At 55.9% G+C, this 14927-nt stretch carries 15 protein-coding genes and 1 tRNA gene; 7 read left to right on the forward strand and 9 right to left on the reverse strand.

Annotated elements, in window-relative coordinates:
* Window positions 1–106: 106 nt before the first annotated feature.
* Both ACA108_18655 and ACA108_18660 read left to right on the forward strand, forming a co-directional pair.
* On the forward strand, window positions 107–727 hold the full coding sequence (locus ACA108_18655) for a TIGR04211 family SH3 domain-containing protein (GenBank protein XEX95335.1): 621 nt from the start codon (window positions 107–109) through the stop codon (window positions 725–727).
* A 66-nt stretch (window positions 728–793) separates the two neighbouring features.
* Window positions 794–2035, forward strand: a complete 1242-nt coding sequence (locus tag ACA108_18660) for a multifunctional CCA addition/repair protein (GenBank protein XEX95336.1) — start codon at window positions 794–796, stop codon at window positions 2033–2035.
* An 11-nt stretch (window positions 2036–2046) separates the two neighbouring features.
* On the opposite strand, the gene bacA is transcribed toward ACA108_18660, so the two are convergent.
* Both bacA and folB read right to left on the reverse strand, forming a co-directional pair.
* The gene (bacA, locus tag ACA108_18665) at window positions 2047–2871 is read right to left on the reverse strand and encodes an undecaprenyl-diphosphate phosphatase (GenBank protein ID XEX95337.1); all 825 of its coding nucleotides are present in this window, start codon (window positions 2869–2871) and stop codon (window positions 2047–2049) included.
* A 117-nt stretch (window positions 2872–2988) separates the two neighbouring features.
* Window positions 2989–3357, reverse strand: a complete 369-nt coding sequence (folB, locus tag ACA108_18670; GenBank protein XEX95338.1) for a bifunctional dihydroneopterin aldolase/7,8-dihydroneopterin epimerase — start codon at window positions 3355–3357, stop codon at window positions 2989–2991.
* Window positions 3358–3464: 107 nt separating this feature from the next.
* Between folB and plsY the strand changes: the two genes are divergently transcribed.
* A complete protein-coding gene (gene plsY, locus ACA108_18675; protein ID XEX95339.1) occupies window positions 3465–4082 on the forward strand; it encodes a glycerol-3-phosphate 1-O-acyltransferase PlsY in 618 nt (205 codons plus the stop codon).
* Window positions 4083–4111: 29 nt separating this feature from the next.
* Here plsY and tsaD read toward each other — a convergent pair whose 3' ends face one another.
* On the reverse strand, window positions 4112–5125 hold the full coding sequence (gene tsaD, locus ACA108_18680) for a tRNA (adenosine(37)-N6)-threonylcarbamoyltransferase complex transferase subunit TsaD (GenBank protein ID XEX95340.1): 1014 nt from the start codon (window positions 5123–5125) through the stop codon (window positions 4112–4114).
* Window positions 5126–5371: 246 nt separating this feature from the next.
* On the opposite strand from tsaD, the gene rpsU reads away from it, so the two are divergent.
* The 3 genes from rpsU (at window position 5372) to rpoD (ending at window position 9490) form a co-directional block, all read left to right on the forward strand.
* Window positions 5372–5587 (forward strand): 30S ribosomal protein S21, encoded by a 216-nt coding sequence (gene rpsU, locus ACA108_18685; protein ID XEX95341.1) that lies wholly within the window; start codon window positions 5372–5374, stop codon window positions 5585–5587.
* 166 nt (window positions 5588–5753) lie between these two features.
* Window positions 5754–7499 carry a DNA primase gene (gene dnaG / locus ACA108_18690; protein XEX95342.1) on the forward strand — a complete coding sequence of 582 codons (1746 nt, stop codon included), beginning with the start codon at window positions 5754–5756 and terminating at the stop codon, window positions 7497–7499.
* Between the two features lie 155 nt (window positions 7500–7654).
* Window positions 7655–9490 carry an RNA polymerase sigma factor RpoD gene (rpoD, locus tag ACA108_18695; GenBank protein XEX95343.1) on the forward strand — a complete coding sequence of 612 codons (1836 nt, stop codon included), beginning with the start codon at window positions 7655–7657 and terminating at the stop codon, window positions 9488–9490.
* Between the two features lie 60 nt (window positions 9491–9550).
* On the opposite strand, the gene mug is transcribed toward rpoD, so the two are convergent.
* The gene (gene mug / locus ACA108_18700) at window positions 9551–10057 is read right to left on the reverse strand and encodes a G/U mismatch-specific DNA glycosylase (GenBank protein XEX95344.1); all 507 of its coding nucleotides are present in this window, start codon (window positions 10055–10057) and stop codon (window positions 9551–9553) included.
* Window positions 10058–10182: 125 nt separating this feature from the next.
* Here mug and ACA108_18705 point away from each other — a divergent pair.
* Window positions 10183–10258: transfer RNA gene (locus tag ACA108_18705), tRNA-Ile, on the forward strand.
* A gap of 169 nt (window positions 10259–10427) precedes the next feature.
* On the opposite strand, the gene ACA108_18710 is transcribed toward ACA108_18705, so the two are convergent.
* The 5 genes from ACA108_18710 to ACA108_18730 all read right to left on the reverse strand — a co-directional run bounded on the left by ACA108_18710 (window position 10428) and on the right by ACA108_18730 (window position 14921).
* On the reverse strand, window positions 10428–10646 hold the full coding sequence (locus ACA108_18710) for a DNA-binding transcriptional regulator (protein XEX95345.1): 219 nt from the start codon (window positions 10644–10646) through the stop codon (window positions 10428–10430).
* A 72-nt stretch (window positions 10647–10718) separates the two neighbouring features.
* Window positions 10719–11879 (reverse strand): phage late control D family protein, encoded by a 1161-nt coding sequence (locus tag ACA108_18715; GenBank protein ID XEX95346.1) that lies wholly within the window; start codon window positions 11877–11879, stop codon window positions 10719–10721.
* A complete protein-coding gene (locus ACA108_18720) occupies window positions 11879–12328 on the reverse strand; it encodes a phage tail protein (protein ID XEX95347.1) in 450 nt (149 codons plus the stop codon). Before ACA108_18720 ends, ACA108_18715 begins: the two co-directional genes overlap by 1 nt.
* 12 nt (window positions 12329–12340) lie before the next feature.
* Window positions 12341–14791, reverse strand: a complete 2451-nt coding sequence (locus ACA108_18725; GenBank protein ID XEX95348.1) for a phage tail tape measure protein — start codon at window positions 14789–14791, stop codon at window positions 12341–12343.
* Window positions 14784–14921, reverse strand: a complete 138-nt coding sequence (locus tag ACA108_18730; GenBank protein ID XEX95349.1) for a GpE family phage tail protein — start codon at window positions 14919–14921, stop codon at window positions 14784–14786. The genes ACA108_18725 and ACA108_18730 overlap by 8 nt, the downstream gene beginning before the upstream one ends.
* Window positions 14922–14927 lie beyond the last annotated feature (6 nt).

Raw genomic sequence — 14927 nt, forward strand, 5'->3', positions numbered from 1 at the left:
GTGGCTAAATTCACACCAGGATGATTCCCATTCAGGTTTACGGATTGCACCGTCAGACTGATGCCACTACTATCGTTCCACACTTTATGACAATAATGATGAACTAATGCAGAAATTACGCCTGATTTGCCTTACTTTGCTTTCACTTAGCGTTACCGTAGTGGCCCATGCCGATGAAAAACGTTATGTCTCCGACGAATTGAACACCTGGGTTCGTAGTGGCCCCGGTGATAACTATCGCCTGCAAGGTACCGTGAACGCGGGCGAAGAAGTGACCCTGCTACAAAGCAACGAAGAGAGCAAATACTCCCAGATCCGTGACAGCAAAGGCCGTTCCTCTTGGATCCCTTCTGCACAGCTGAGCGCAACCCCAAGCCTGCGCACCCGCGTGCCGGACCTGGAAAAACAGGTTAAAGACCTGACCGACAAGCTCACCAATATCGACACCACCTGGAATCAGCGCACTGCGGAAATGCAGCAGAAAGTCGCACAGAGTGACGGTGTCATCACTGGCCTTAAAGAAGAAAATCAACAGCTTAAAAATCAGCTGATCGTGGCGCAAAAGAAAGTTAACGCGGCCAACGTCCAGCTCGATGATAAACAGCGCGCCATCATCATGCAGTGGTTCATGTATGGCGGCGGCGTGCTGGGCGTCGGTCTGCTGTTCGGTTTACTGCTGCCGCACATGATCCCAAGCCGCAAGAAGAAAGACCGCTGGATGAATTAATCCCCAACCCTGTATCCTACACTTACGTATTATCCGTAATGTTTAGTCGATGCAGGGGAGTTAAGGGTGGAGATTTATCTGGTCGGTGGTGCCGTTCGTGATGGGTTGTTAAAACTACCGGTCAAAGATAAAGATTGGGTCGTGGTTGGTGCAACCCCTCAGGAAATGCTGGATGCGGGCTATCAGCAGGTCGGGAAAGATTTCCCGGTATTCCTGCACCCACAGTCCCGCGAAGAGTACGCGCTGGCTCGCACCGAGCGCAAGTCAGGCCAGGGTTATACAGGTTTCACCTGCTATGCCGCGCCTGACGTCACGCTTGAGCAGGATCTGCTGCGCCGCGATCTCACCATCAATGCCATCGCCCAGGACGAACACGGCGAGCTGGTCGATCCCTACAACGGGCGGGCAGATGTCGAAAAGCGCCTGCTGCGCCATGTGTCCCCGGCTTTCAATGAAGATCCGCTTCGCGTGCTGCGCGTGGCGCGTTTTGCTGCACGTTACGCCCACCTAAACTTTCAGATTGCCCCCGAAACCTTGGCCCTGATGACAAGCATGGCCGAAGGCGGAGAGCTGGCGCATCTCACGCCTGAACGCGTCTGGAAGGAAACGGAAAATGCACTCACCTCACGTAATCCCCAGATTTATTTCGATGTACTGCGCAAATGCGGCGCCCTTGCCGTCCTGTTCCCGGAAATAGATGCTCTGTTTGGCGTTCCGGCCCCGGCGAAGTGGCACCCGGAAATCGACACCGGCATTCACGTGCTGATGACGCTGGCCATTGCCGCACAGCTCAGCCCGGAAGTAGACGTGCGTTTTGCCACCCTCTGCCACGATCTGGGTAAAGGCCTGACGCCTAAAGAATTCTGGCCTCGCCACCACGGACACGGGCCTGCCGGCGTGAAGCTGGTGGAGAATCTCTGCCAGCGCATGCGGGTGCCGAACGAGATCCGCGACCTGGCAAAGCTGGTCGCGGAATATCACGATCTGATCCATACCCTGCCCATCCTCCAGCCAAAAACCATCGTAAAGCTGTTTGATACCATCGACGCCTGGCGCAAGCCCCATCGCGTGGAGCAAATCGCTTTAACCAGCGAAGCGGACGCGCGTGGGCGCACGGGATTTGAAGGAAGTGATTATCCGCAGGGCAGAATGCTGCGAGCCGCATGGCAGGCCGCGCAGGGCGTGACGAACAAAGAAGTTATCGAGGCAGGTTTCAGCGGCCCGGCTATTCGCGATGAGCTGACGAAACGCCGTATTGAGGCCGTTGCGAAGTGGAAAGCGGAGAACTGCCCCCAGCCGCAGGGCTGAGGGCATGCAAATCACATAAAGACGAAGTAAACCGCCGCCGCTACGAAGAAACGGTAGATGGCGAACGGGATAAACGATATGCGCTTGATGAGCTGCAGGAAGGTTTTAATCGCAATCAGCGCCACCACGAAGGCGGTGAAGAAGCCAACGGCAAACATCGGCAAGTCCGCCATCGTCAGGAAGCCAATACTCTTATAAACATCCAGCACCGTTGCGCCCATCATCATCGGCACCGCGAGCAGGAAAGAGAACTCGGAGGCGGCATAGCGGCTCACGCCCATCAGCATGCCGCCTGAGATTGTCGCCCCGGAGCGGGAGAAGCCCGGCCAGAGTGCAAGGCACTGGAAACAACCGATGATGAAAGCCTGACGATAAGTCATATCGTCAACGCCAACCGCGCGCGGCTCTTTAGGTTTAAGCAGTTCAGCCGCAATCAGCAGCACGCCGCCAACCACCAGCGCATACATCACGTTTATCGGATTGAAGAGCGATTTTATTGTGTCGTGGAAGATAAGCCCCAGCACCACTGCAGGTACCATGCCCAACAGAATGTGGATTAAGGTCAGGCGACCTTTGCCCATTCCTTCATGCTGGACAGGTTTGCGTCCGAAGTGAATACCTATCAGGCCAAACAGACGACGCCAGAACATCACCACCACGGCAAGGATAGAGCCGAGCTGAATCACGACTTCAAATGTTTTTGCGGTATCACCTTCGAATCCCAGAAGATGACCAACAATAATCATGTGTCCGGTGGACGAGACAGGTAAAAACTCCGTTAACCCCTCAACCACACCGAGAATCGCGGCTATCGCCAGCGAGTGAACATCGCTCATTACTAAACCCTCTAACCCCTAAAAAAAGAGACAAAAATACGGCGTTCGCAAAGCGACAGCCGCTAAAAACTACTGGCTAAGACCAGCTTAGGCACGTTTTGTTTAACGCTGATGAAATTATTTGTTTTCTTTAAGATTAACGCCACGCTCGATGACCACGCCGACGTTTGCCGCCTGGGCTACAGCACCCGGCTTGCTGACCTTCAGACGCACCCACGGAGAGTTAAATCGGGCTAACAACAGCTGTGCGACCTCCTCTGCGACGCGCTCCACCAGCGCAAATCGTCCGCCTGCGACATGGCTGATAACCGCCTCGCTGACGTCAGCGTAGCTCAGACAGTCATTAACGTCGTCGCTGCTGGCAGCCGTGCGGTTGTCCCACGCCATTTCGATATCGAAGACCAGCTTCTGATCGATGGTCTGTTCCCAGTCGTAAACACCAATCGTGGTGATTACAGTCAGTTGCTCTATAAATACTATGTCCATCACGCCCCACCCGGTTTTTAGTGACGCCAGATACCACTTCCGGCGAAATATGCGTATTATCCACAAATGCGAAGAATACAACGACACTTTCAAAATGGAACAGCGTTATGAGTGCAATCGCGCCAGGCATGATTATCCTCGCGTATCTTTGCGGCTCCATTTCAAGCGCCATTCTGGTTTGCAGACTTGCGGGACTTCCCGACCCGCGTGAGAACGGATCCGGCAATCCAGGTGCTACCAATGTCTTACGTATTGGCGGCAAAGGCGCAGCCGTAGCGGTACTGATTTTTGATGTTTTAAAAGGCATGCTGCCGGTCTGGGCGGCTTATGAACTGGGCGTGACGCCCTTCTGGCTGGGGCTGATTGCTATCGCCGCATGCCTGGGACACATCTGGCCGGTATTTTTCAAATTTCACGGCGGAAAAGGTGTGGCAACCGCGTTTGGTGCTATCGCCCCTATCGGCTTCGATTTAACCGGGGTGATGGCGGGCACCTGGCTGCTTACCGTGCTGCTTAGCGGCTATTCCTCGCTGGGCGCAATTGTCAGTGCGCTTATCGCCCCGTTTTACGTCTGGTGGTTCCGGCCGGAATTTACCTTCCCGGTCGCCATGCTCTCCTGCCTGATCCTGATGCGCCACCACGATAATATTCAGCGCTTATGGCGCGGCCAGGAAACCAAAATCTGGAAGAAGCTGCGCCGGAATAAAGGCGAAAAAAAGGAGTGATTTCTCACTCCTGATTGATGCGCTATTTTTTACGCTGCGGGCAGCTCTGCCAGCGGCCAGCGCGGACGAACCGTTACGCTCAACTCTCCCGCTGTACCTGCCTTCAGGCGAATCATTCCGGCGTAGGCAATCATCGCGCCGTTATCGGTACAAAACTCCGGACGCGCATAGAACACTTCACCGCGGCGTTTGGTCATCAGCTCTTCCATGCGGGTACGCAATGTGCGGTTAGCGCTGACGCCCCCGGCCATCACCAGACGCTTAAACCCAGTCTGATCCAGAGCGCGTTTGCACTTGATCATCAATGTATCCACCACGGCATCTTCAAATGCACGGGCGATATCGGCACGCGTCTGATCGTCTGCTTCGTTTCCACGAATAGTATTAGCCGCAAATGTTTTCAGGCCGGAGAAGCTGAAGTCCAGGCCTGGGCGATCGGTCATTGGTCGCGGAAAGACAAAACGCCCTTCAGTGCCCTGCGCCGCCATTTTTGACAGCATCGGGCCGCCCGGATAATCCAGCCCTAGAAGTTTGGCCGTTTTATCAAAGGCTTCACCAGCAGCATCGTCGATGGACTCACCCAGCAGCTCGTATTGGCCAATACCGGTAACGCTAATCAGCTGGGTGTGGCCGCCTGAAACCAGTAGCGCGACAAACGGGAACGCCGGAGGATTATCTTCCAGCATCGGGGCCAGTAAATGCCCTTCCATGTGGTGTACGGGCACCGCCGGAACATCCCAGGCAAACGCCAGAGAGCGGCCGATGGTTGCGCCAACAAGCAGCGCGCCAACCAGGCCCGGGCCTGCGGTATAAGCCACGCCATCAATATCCTTGGCGCTAAGTCCTGCTTCCTTCAGGGCGGCCTGAATCAACGGCACGGTTTTACGCACGTGGTCGCGGGAGGCCAGCTCCGGCACCACGCCACCGTAGTCAGCGTGCAACTTCACCTGACTATACAATTGATTAGCTAACAGCCCTTTCTCATCGTCATATATAGCGATGCCGGTTTCATCACAGGATGTCTCTATACCCAGTACGCGCATGGTTTTCTCTGCCTCTGTATCTTGCGGCGAAGTTTAAGCTTCCCGGCCTCTGTTGTAAAACTTTGCTCACCTTTCATGCTGAGGTGGTGTATAATCTGCCCCCCTGGAAGATTCCGGCCATAAAAGCCAGGTTTCTGGTTGTCCGGTGCTTTACAAAGCAGCAGTAGTTGCAGTAAAATTCCGCACCATTTTGAAATAGCTGACGCATCAGTCAGCGGCAAACCGAATTTACAAAGGTGAGAGTTAATGCCGGTAATTAAAGTACGTGAAAACGAGCCATTCGACGTAGCACTGCGTCGCTTCAAGCGTTCTTGTGAGAAAGCAGGTGTTCTGGCGGAAGTTCGTCGTCGTGAGTTCTATGAAAAACCGACTACCGAACGTAAACGCGCTAAAGCTTCTGCTGTGAAACGTCACGCTAAGAAACTGGCTCGCGAAAACGCACGCCGCACTCGTCTGTACTAATTCCCTGGGGGTTAACGCCTCCGGAACAGACCAGTAGTAGTTGTAAAGGCCGTGCTTCCGAAAGGAATGCGCGGCTTATTTTCGTTTATGAACTGACCTGCCCTTCAGGTTTCTGACGTCGCTTTCAAGGCGGCAACAGACAAACTAACGGGGTCATACGGGGCCTATGGCTGGACGAATTCCACGTGTTTTCATCAATGACTTGCTGGCTCGCACCGACATCATCGATCTGATCGATGCGCGTGTGAAGCTTAAAAAGCAGGGCAAGAACTACCATGCGTGCTGTCCGTTCCATAACGAAAAAACCCCCTCTTTCACCGTAAACGGTGAAAAACAGTTTTACCACTGCTTCGGTTGCGGGGCGCACGGCAACGTGCTGGATTTTTTAATGAACTACGACAAGCTCGAGTTTGTCGAAAGCGTTGAAGAACTGGCCGCCATGCATAACCTTGAGGTGCCGTACGAAGCGGGTAGCGGGCCAAGCCAGATTGAGCGCCATCAGCGGCAAAGTCTTTATCAGTTGATGGACGGCCTGAACGCCTTTTATCAACAATCCCTGGCGCAACACAATGCAGAACCCGCTCGTCAGTATCTGGCACAGCGTGGTTTAAGCGCTGAAGTCATCAAGCACTTTGCCATCGGTTACGCGCCTCCCGGCTGGGATAACGCGCTGAAACGCTTTGGTGGCAATGCCGAGAATCGTCAGGCGCTGACGGATGCTGGCATGCTGGTGACCAACGACCAGGGACGCAGTTACGACCGCTTCCGCGAACGGGTGATGTTTCCCATCCGCGACAAGCGAGGCCGGGTAATAGGTTTTGGTGGCCGCGTACTCGGCGATGCCCTGCCGAAGTACCTGAACTCCCCGGAAACCGATATTTTCCATAAGGGTCGCCAGCTGTATGGCCTTTATGAAGCCCAGCAGAGCCAGCCTGAACCGGCACGCCTGCTGGTGGTCGAAGGTTATATGGATGTGGTTGCCCTGGCGCAGTACGGTATTTCTTACGCCGTTGCTTCACTGGGTACCTCCACCACCGCCGACCATATCCAGCTGCTGTTCCGCGCAACGGATAACGTCGTCTGCTGTTATGACGGCGATCGCGCGGGTCGAGACGCCGCATGGCGCGCGCTGGAAACTGCACTACCTTATATGACGGATGGCCGTCAGCTGCGCTTTATGTTCCTGCCGGACGGTGAAGACCCGGATACGCTGGTGCGTAAAGAAGGAAAAGAAGCCTTTGAAGCGCGCATGGAGAAAGCCCTGCCGCTGTCGACGTTTCTTTTTAACAGCCTGATGCCGCAGGTTGATTTGACCTCACCGGATGGCCGGGCGCGACTGAGCACCCTGGCATTACCGCTGATTAGTCAGGTACCTGGCGAAACATTGCGCATTTATCTGCGCCAGGAGCTGGGCAATAAACTCGGCATTCTGGACGACAGCCAGCTTGAAAAGCTGATGCCTAAAGCCGCCGAAAGCGGTACGCCGCGCCCGGCGCCACAGCTAAAACGCACAACCATGCGTATACTGATAGGACTTCTGGTGCAAAACCCAGAGCTGGCGCATACGGTTCCACCGTTAAACGGTCTGGAGCAGGCGAAACTACCGGGGCTGAACTTATTCAGCAGGCTGGTCGAAACCTGTCTGGCCCAACCTGGGCTGACAACAGGGCAGCTTTTAGAACTCTATCGTGGCACAGAAGATGCGGCGACCCTTGAAAAACTGTCGGCGTGGGACGATATAGCAGATAAGGACATTGCAGAAAAAACCTTCACCGACGCGCTGGACCATATGTTTGACTCAGTGCTGGAGCTAAGGCTAACGGAATTGATTGCACGTTCCCGGACCGAGGGGCTAACCCCGGCGGAACGTGAGGAAGTCCGCGTGATCAATGAGTCACGCGCGAAAAAGTAAATACTCGCGGCTTAACTGCCGAACATTGATCGGGTCAAACCCGAACGCCGCAAGGATGGGCTGCGGCAATAAAATAAATTAGCCCTCGTTACGTTATTGTTGGCGGCAACGCCTACCGACACCTCCCCAAACGACTTAAGTGTGGATACCGTCTTATGGAGCAAAACCCGCAGTCACAGCTGAAACTTCTTGTCCAACGTGGTAAGGAGCAAGGCTATCTGACCTATGCTGAGGTCAATGACCATCTGCCGGAAGATATCGTCGACTCCGATCAGATCGAAGACATCATCCAAATGATCAATGACATGGGCATTCAGGTGATGGAAGAAGCACCTGACGCCGATGACCTGTTGCTTGCTGAAAACTCAAACAACACAGACGAAGACGCGGAAGAAGCTGCCGCTCAGGTGCTGTCCAGCGTGGAATCAGAAATCGGGCGTACCACTGACCCGGTGCGTATGTATATGCGCGAAATGGGTACCGTTGAGCTGTTAACCCGTGAGGGTGAAATCGATATCGCTAAGCGTATCGAAGATGGCATCAACCAGGTGCAGTGCTCCGTTGCCGAGTACCCGGAAGCGATCACCTATCTGCTTGAGCAGTACGATCGTGTTGAAGCCGAGCAGGTACGCCTGACCGATCTAATCACCGGCTTCGTTGATCCAAACGCAGAAGAAGAGCTCGCCCCAACCGCCACCCACATTGGTTCTGAGCTGACCAGCGAAGAAAACAGTGATGATGACGAAGAAGACGATGACGACGACGCGGATGATGACAACAGCATCGATCCAGAATTAGCACGTGAAAAATTCGGCGATTTGCGTACGCAATATGAAAAAACTCGCGACACGATCAAAGCGAAAGGCCGTGCTCACGCCGACTCCGCTGCTGAGATCCTGCAGCTGTCCGAAGTCTTCAAACAGTTCCGCCTGGTGCCGAAGCAGTTCGACTACCTGGTAAACAGCATGCGCGTCATGATGGACCGCGTTCGTACGCAAGAACGTTTGATCATGAAGCTGTGCGTTGAACAATGCAAAATGCCGAAGAAAAACTTCATCACGCTGTTCACCGGCAACGAAACCAGCGAAACCTGGTTCAATGCAGCGATCGCAATGAATAAGCCGTGGTCTGAAAAACTGCGTGACGTGTCTGACGACGTGCACCGCAGCCTGCAGAAGCTGCAGCAGATTGAAGAAGAGACCGGCCTGACCATCGAACAGGTTAAAGATATCAACCGTCGTATGTCCATCGGCGAAGCGAAAGCCCGCCGTGCGAAGAAAGAGATGGTTGAAGCAAACTTACGTCTGGTTATTTCTATCGCCAAGAAATACACCAACCGTGGCCTGCAGTTCCTTGATCTGATTCAGGAAGGCAACATCGGCCTGATGAAAGCCGTTGATAAGTTTGAATATCGCCGGGGCTATAAGTTCTCAACTTATGCGACCTGGTGGATCCGTCAGGCTATCACCCGCTCCATCGCCGACCAGGCGCGTACCATCCGTATTCCGGTGCATATGATTGAGACCATCAACAAGCTCAACCGTATCTCGCGCCAGATGCTGCAGGAGATGGGTCGTGAGCCAACGCCGGAAGAGCTGGCTGAACGTATGCTGATGCCGGAAGACAAAATCCGCAAGGTGCTGAAAATTGCCAAAGAGCCTATCTCCATGGAAACGCCAATCGGCGACGATGAAGATTCGCATCTGGGTGATTTCATCGAGGATACCACCCTCGAGCTGCCGCTGGATTCCGCAACCTCAGAAAGCCTGCGCTCTGCCACCCATGACGTTCTGGCTGGCCTGACCGCGCGTGAAGCGAAGGTTCTGCGTATGCGCTTCGGTATCGACATGAATACCGACCACACGCTGGAAGAAGTGGGTAAACAGTTCGACGTGACCCGCGAACGTATCCGTCAGATCGAAGCGAAGGCCCTGCGCAAACTGCGCCACCCTAGCCGCTCTGAAGTGCTGCGTAGCTTCCTGGACGATTAATCTCTTCGTTCTCTTAAAAGCCCTCCCTGTGAGGGCTTTTTTATGCATGTAAGATGGCCCCTACCTGCCCCGCGACATCAACGACTGTTCCAGCTCGCTGTACGATTCCACAAGCTTATCCAGCGTCGCCCGGTTCAGCCCACTAGGATTCGGCAATATCCATACCTCGGTATCGCCAATGGTAATTTCCTGCCTGCCCCACTTTGCGCCGCGCTGGCTGAACGCCTGCTCGAACGCCCGCTTGCCCAGCACGGCAAGCGTCATAGGCTGGTAATCCAGCATCTTAGTCATCAGCTCACGTCCGCCTGCACGCAGCTCGTGCAGCCCAACCTCACTCGCCTGAACCGTAGGTCGCTCCACAAGCTTAGTAATGCCACAGCGCGTATCCAGTAAATGAAGCTCCTCTTCCGGTTTCAACTGCCTGTCGGTAAAACCTGCAAGGTGTATCACCTTCCAGAAACGATTCCCCGGATGTGCAAAGTGAAATCCAGTGTGCGCAGAAGTCTTGCCTGGATTGATGCCGCAGAACACCACCCGCAGCCCTGGTTGGAGAATGTCATTAGTCATCACGTATCCTTTGGTTATAAATGTGGAACAAGTATAAGGGATTGATTAGACATTGTTTATAAAATCAGCACACGTTACGCAATGACTGGATTGCCGCCCGCAGTTCCATTATAATCCAGCGCCACGGCCCCTTAGCTCAGTGGTTAGAGCAGGCGACTCATAATCGCTTGGTCGCTGGTTCAAGTCCAGCAGGGGCCACCAAATTTTAGCTTTAAAATCATATGATTAAGCCACTTCTAACGAAGTGGCTTTTTTGTTTCTGGTGCACGGTGTCGCAAAAGTGTCGCAGCATTTTTTTTGCGACAATGCGTAGATCGGTTCCACGCTGTTTTTTTCAAGAATAAAAAAACCCGCTCGAAGCGGGCAATTTCTATAACCATATGGTTTGTTGTCCACCTCTAATCGGGTGAGGTGGTGCGGGAATGATCTTACCTGGAGTAACGATAAAGCGCTCAACGGACTCCATTGTCACAAAGGTACAGCTGCAATTTATATTTGTGCATTGGTGGTAACGCTCTTTGGTGTTTTCACTAAGATAGCGACTTGTGCGGGCATGCGCCGCATGCTGGCATTTAGGACAATGGAACATGGCTCGCCTCGTTATTCTCATTAAGTGAGTAAATGATACTATCAACTTCGCTTTTAGAGAATTATTTTATAGCTATTCGCCTTTTGCGTCATAGTTAACATCTATTAGTCTTACCTCAAGTTCTAGCGAAGTCGTATAGCCGCTGTTACTGAGCGAGTGGGTCACCTTAGTAATTATCCACGGCTGCTCGTCTATGACGCGCTTAAAGCCCGATACGGTGACAGGCGTTTCCGGGTAGAGATCCGCGCGGCCCATTGCCAGACTGATGGAAAACTCCGCGACCCCGCGCTGCAGCTTGTCCCATTTGGCCTGGGCGGCGCGCATCGCCTGCGCCCTGCTGGCGTAGATGGTCGTCAGTGCAAAAACGTTATCCTCCTCGCCGACCATATACTCGCCTTCGCGGGCCTCTTTTTCCTTCGGTGCGGCTTTGGCTTTCACCGGCTTCGCCTTCGGGTGCTGGAGCGCGCGCAGGTGCTGCGGCTTCGCCCTGCGTTTGAGCTTAACCTGTTGCTTTTGCTCTTTCGGCTCGCGGGTATGCAGCCACTTTGCGGTCACGCCGGTGTAAGCGCCCCGGTCGGCAATCGCAAACTGGTGCCGGTCGCCGTCGCGGCGTTCGAGCGTCAGCTGCGGAATGGGCCTGCCGCTGGCCGTCACACCGGCACCGGCTTTCAGAAACAGCAGCTTACCGGCCTTGACCGACACCTCCGCCCCGTTGCGCTCGGCCAGGCGGGTGAGAAACTTCGCGTCAGACTCCTGCGACTGGTCGATATGCGGGATGGCAATTCCGGCAAACTGCGGTGCCACGCTTGCCGCCAGTTTGTTACGGCTGGCGATGGTGCTGAGCACCTCACCGAGGGTGGTGTCGTGATAGGACGCCTCCCGCCTGGAATTAAGCGTACCGCGAAAATCAGCACTTCGCGCCCGGATGGTCAGCGTATCCGGCGCGCCCCGGTGCTCGATTTCATCCACGGTAAACAGTCCTTTTCCCAGCAGCGCCGCCCCCTGCCAGCCGAGGAACAGCGACAGCACCGCGCCGCGCGTCGGCAGTTCGACTTTTCCGTCGCTGTCGTCGAGCTCGATGTCGAGCTGGTCGGCCTCAAATCCCCGGTTATCGGTCATGCTCAGGCTAATCAGCCGGTCGCTGATGTTTGCAGTAATATCCTGATTATTCAGCGTCAGCATAAACGCCGGGGCCATGCTCGCCCCCGCATCCTGCGCCAGTCCCGTCAGCATTAAAATAACCCTCCCGCATTTCCGGCCAGGCTTTCGGCCTGCTTCTGGATATCGCCGAACATGGCCGCCAGCGACTCATCCACGCGGGTAAGGCTGAGGGTAAAGTCGATTTTGCGCGCCGAGCCGTCGGCAAAAAACTCGCTGTAGGTTTCACTCACGGAATTAATCACAAACATGCCGTAAATTGTCCCGCTGCCGTCGAGCAGGGGCCAGGCGCGCCCCTCTTCGGCCATCAGATTTAAGGCGAGCAGTGACATTCTGCCGCCGGTGATTTCCGGCATCAGGCTGCCGCTGATAACGATTTTTTCCTCGTTCACGCCGAGAAACTGCATCGCCGGGCGCTGGCCGACGCGGCTGTTTGACGGCCAGCGGTAATCGACGTCCCGCTGCAGGGTCTGGTAAGGCAGCGTCTGCAGCTGAAAAACAAACATGCCGAGGACAAGCATCATGGTAATTTCTCCTTAGTCGTGCAGCATGCTGGCGCGCTGCTTCGCCCGCTTCTCACGCTCGTATTTTTCGAGCCCGTCGCGCAGCTGGCGTTCAAGCTCGCCGCCGTTGTGCACGCCGCCGCCGAGATTAATGTGATACTCGTTGCGGCTCTGGTCGGTGTAGCTTTTACCCGCGGCTGCCGTCACCGGCTGATAACTGCCAAAACCGCCGGTCAGCACCCCACCTGTTGGGGAATAGCCACCACCGGCACCGTTCGCATACGCATTGACCTTTTGCGCCTTTTCACCGAGTTGCCCGGATTGCTGGTTGATAATGCCGAGCTTGTCGAGCACCCACTCGATGCCGTCACGCAGCGCGGTGAAAGGCGTCATGGCAAGCCGGAAAGCGCCCGCCAGCGCCTGACCAAACGCCACGCCGGAATCCCTGCAGCTGTCGAGCGTCTCCTTGCTGGCCTTCACCGGGGCAATCAGCTCTTTGAACCACTGCCACACGGCCTGCACTTTCTGGCCGATAGCCTCAAACACCGGGCCGAGCGGGGCGAACATATCCGCGACCGGCGCAAAGGCGGTTTTCATCCCCTCGATGACGCCCGAGAAGAATGCGCCCAGCGGCTCCCAGTAATGACGGATAAGCAGCGCGCCGCCGACGATAGCCGCGCCCACGGCCACTACCGGCAAGGTGAGCGCGCCGAGTACCGTCATGATGGCACCGCCCGCCACAGTGAATGCCGTCCCGAGAAGACCGGCGGCGGCGATAATCGCATTTATCCCGGCAATTACCGGCCACGCCACCAGGCCAATTGCGCCAACCATGCCGACCACCGCCAGCGCCACGCCGCCCACCTTGAGCAGCGTCTGCGCCAGCCCTTTGTTCTGTACGATCCAGTGGTCGAGCTTAAGCACGTATTTCGTGACCGTCTGCGTCAGCCTGCGCAGGGAGGATTCCTGCTGGTCAAACAGGTCGGTGCCGACCGCCTCATACGCCGACTGAAATTCTTTAAAGTCGCCGCCGAGGTTGTCCTGCATGACTTTGACCAGCTCTTCCGTTTTACCGTCCGAGGTTTTAAACATGGCCGTCAGCTTGTCGAGCTTGCCGCTGGCCGCATCGGTCATCAGCACCGCCGCCGCCGAGCTGGCTTCCTCGCCAAAGATGGCTTTCATGTACTCCGCACGCTGCGCCGTGCCGAGTTTGTTTTTCTCAAAGCTCGCCTGCATTTCCTTCAGGATGGTGAACAGCGGGCGCATGTTGCCGCGTCGGTCAGCGTTTTTAACGCCCAGTTCGCTGAGCGCCTCATTCGCCTTGCCGACCGGTGCCTGCAACCGGCTGATAACCGCACGGCTGCCCGTCCCGGCCATCGAGCCGGTGATTTTGGCATCGTGCAGCGCACCCGCCATGGCGGCGGTTTCCTCAATCCCGATCCCGGCGTTCTTCGCCACCGGCGCAACGTAGGTCAGCGCGTCGCTCAGGCCGTTAAAGTCGGCGGCGGTCTTGTTCATCGTGGTCGACAGCACGTCGCCGATGTGCGCGACCCTGTCGTTCGATAACTGGAAGGCCGAGCGCATACCCATCAGCAGGGCGGCGTTCTCTTCCATGGTGCGTTGGTTGGCGAGCGCCATATTCAGCGTGACCGGCGTGGCGGCCTGAATTGCAGCAGAATCTCCACCGGCCTTGGCGATAATAATCTGCGCCCCGGCGGCGTCGTCTGCGGAGGCGGCGGTGTTGTCACCGAGCTGGCGGGCCTGTTTGCGCAGCAGCTGCATTTCGGGCGAGGTTTTTTCCACGCCGAGCACGGCCTGCAGCTCGGAATTTTTCTGCGCAAAGTCATAGCCCGGTTTAAGAATACCGACGCCCGCCGCCACGCCTGCGGTTGCCATACCTGTTCCGGCCGCACCGACCGCGCCCGCCGTCCCGGCCATCTCTTTTCCGGCCCGGTAGCGGTTTTTGACCGCGTTGAGCTTTGCCTGCTTCGCGCTGACCTGCTCAAGGGCGAGCTTCTGCCGGTTGAGCTGGCGGGTGGTCTCGCTGATGCGGCCCTTAAGGCTCTGCTCATCGCGGGTGAGGTTGCGGGTGTTAATGCCCGCCTTGCCGAGCTCAGCCTGCTGGCGTTTTACGGATTGAGTAAGGCTGTCATATTTCGACTGCAGCCCGTCGGCGGCGGCCTTTGCCGCTTTCAGCGCCTGCGACTGCTCGCGGGTCGGTCGCTCGGTGTTTTTAAACTGCGCGGCGAGCTGTTCGGCCTCCCGCTTCGCTTTTTCCAGCGCGTGACCGGTGACGGCCAGCTGCCCGCTGGTTTTGCGAAAGCCATCGATGCGCGACGCCTGGCCGTTCAAATCCCGCAGGGCTTTTTGCGTGGTGCTGATATCACCGGCAAGCGATTTGCTCGCCGTCTGGATGTGCTTAAACGGGCGCGTCGCCTGGTCAACGGCCTTAAGCAGCACCTCAATTCTGACGTTATTACTCATAAGCGTTCCCGCTGCGTTTAAGCGCCAGTTCGCGCCATGTAAGAAGGTCGGAGAGGCTCAGGGCATACAGCTCTGACGGCGGCCAGTGGAATATCACCGCGATATCCGCCATCAGGTCATCGACCGACAAATCCGG

It is taken from the genome of Dryocola sp. LX212, from assembly GCA_041504365.1.
Classification (GTDB): Bacteria; Pseudomonadota; Gammaproteobacteria; order Enterobacterales; family Enterobacteriaceae; genus Dryocola.

Excerpts from the sequence above, each read along its gene's own strand:
- ACA108_18655 (XEX95335.1), top strand. The coding sequence starts at position 107 with ATGCAGAAATTACGCCTGATTTGCCTTACTTTGCTTTCACTTAGCGTT.
- folB (XEX95338.1), bottom strand. The coding sequence starts at position 3,357 with ATGGACATAGTATTTATAGAGCAACTGACTGTAATCACCACGATTGGT.
- tsaD (XEX95340.1), bottom strand. The coding sequence starts at position 5,125 with ATGCGCGTACTGGGTATAGAGACATCCTGTGATGAAACCGGCATCGCT.
- ACA108_18720 (XEX95347.1), bottom strand. The coding sequence starts at position 12,328 with ATGATGCTTGTCCTCGGCATGTTTGTTTTTCAGCTGCAGACGCTGCCT.
- ACA108_18715 (XEX95346.1), bottom strand. The coding sequence starts at position 11,879 with ATGCTGACGGGACTGGCGCAGGATGCGGGGGCGAGCATGGCCCCGGCG.
- plsY (XEX95339.1), top strand. The coding sequence starts at position 3,465 with ATGAGTGCAATCGCGCCAGGCATGATTATCCTCGCGTATCTTTGCGGC.
- bacA (XEX95337.1), bottom strand. The coding sequence starts at position 2,871 with ATGAGCGATGTTCACTCGCTGGCGATAGCCGCGATTCTCGGTGTGGTT.
- dnaG (XEX95342.1), top strand. The coding sequence starts at position 5,754 with ATGGCTGGACGAATTCCACGTGTTTTCATCAATGACTTGCTGGCTCGC.
- rpoD (XEX95343.1), top strand. The coding sequence starts at position 7,655 with ATGGAGCAAAACCCGCAGTCACAGCTGAAACTTCTTGTCCAACGTGGT.
- ACA108_18725 (XEX95348.1), bottom strand. The coding sequence starts at position 14,791 with ATGAGTAATAACGTCAGAATTGAGGTGCTGCTTAAGGCCGTTGACCAG.
- mug (XEX95344.1), bottom strand. The coding sequence starts at position 10,057 with ATGACTAATGACATTCTCCAACCAGGGCTGCGGGTGGTGTTCTGCGGC.
- rpsU (XEX95341.1), top strand. The coding sequence starts at position 5,372 with ATGCCGGTAATTAAAGTACGTGAAAACGAGCCATTCGACGTAGCACTG.
- ACA108_18710 (XEX95345.1), bottom strand. The coding sequence starts at position 10,646 with ATGTTCCATTGTCCTAAATGCCAGCATGCGGCGCATGCCCGCACAAGT.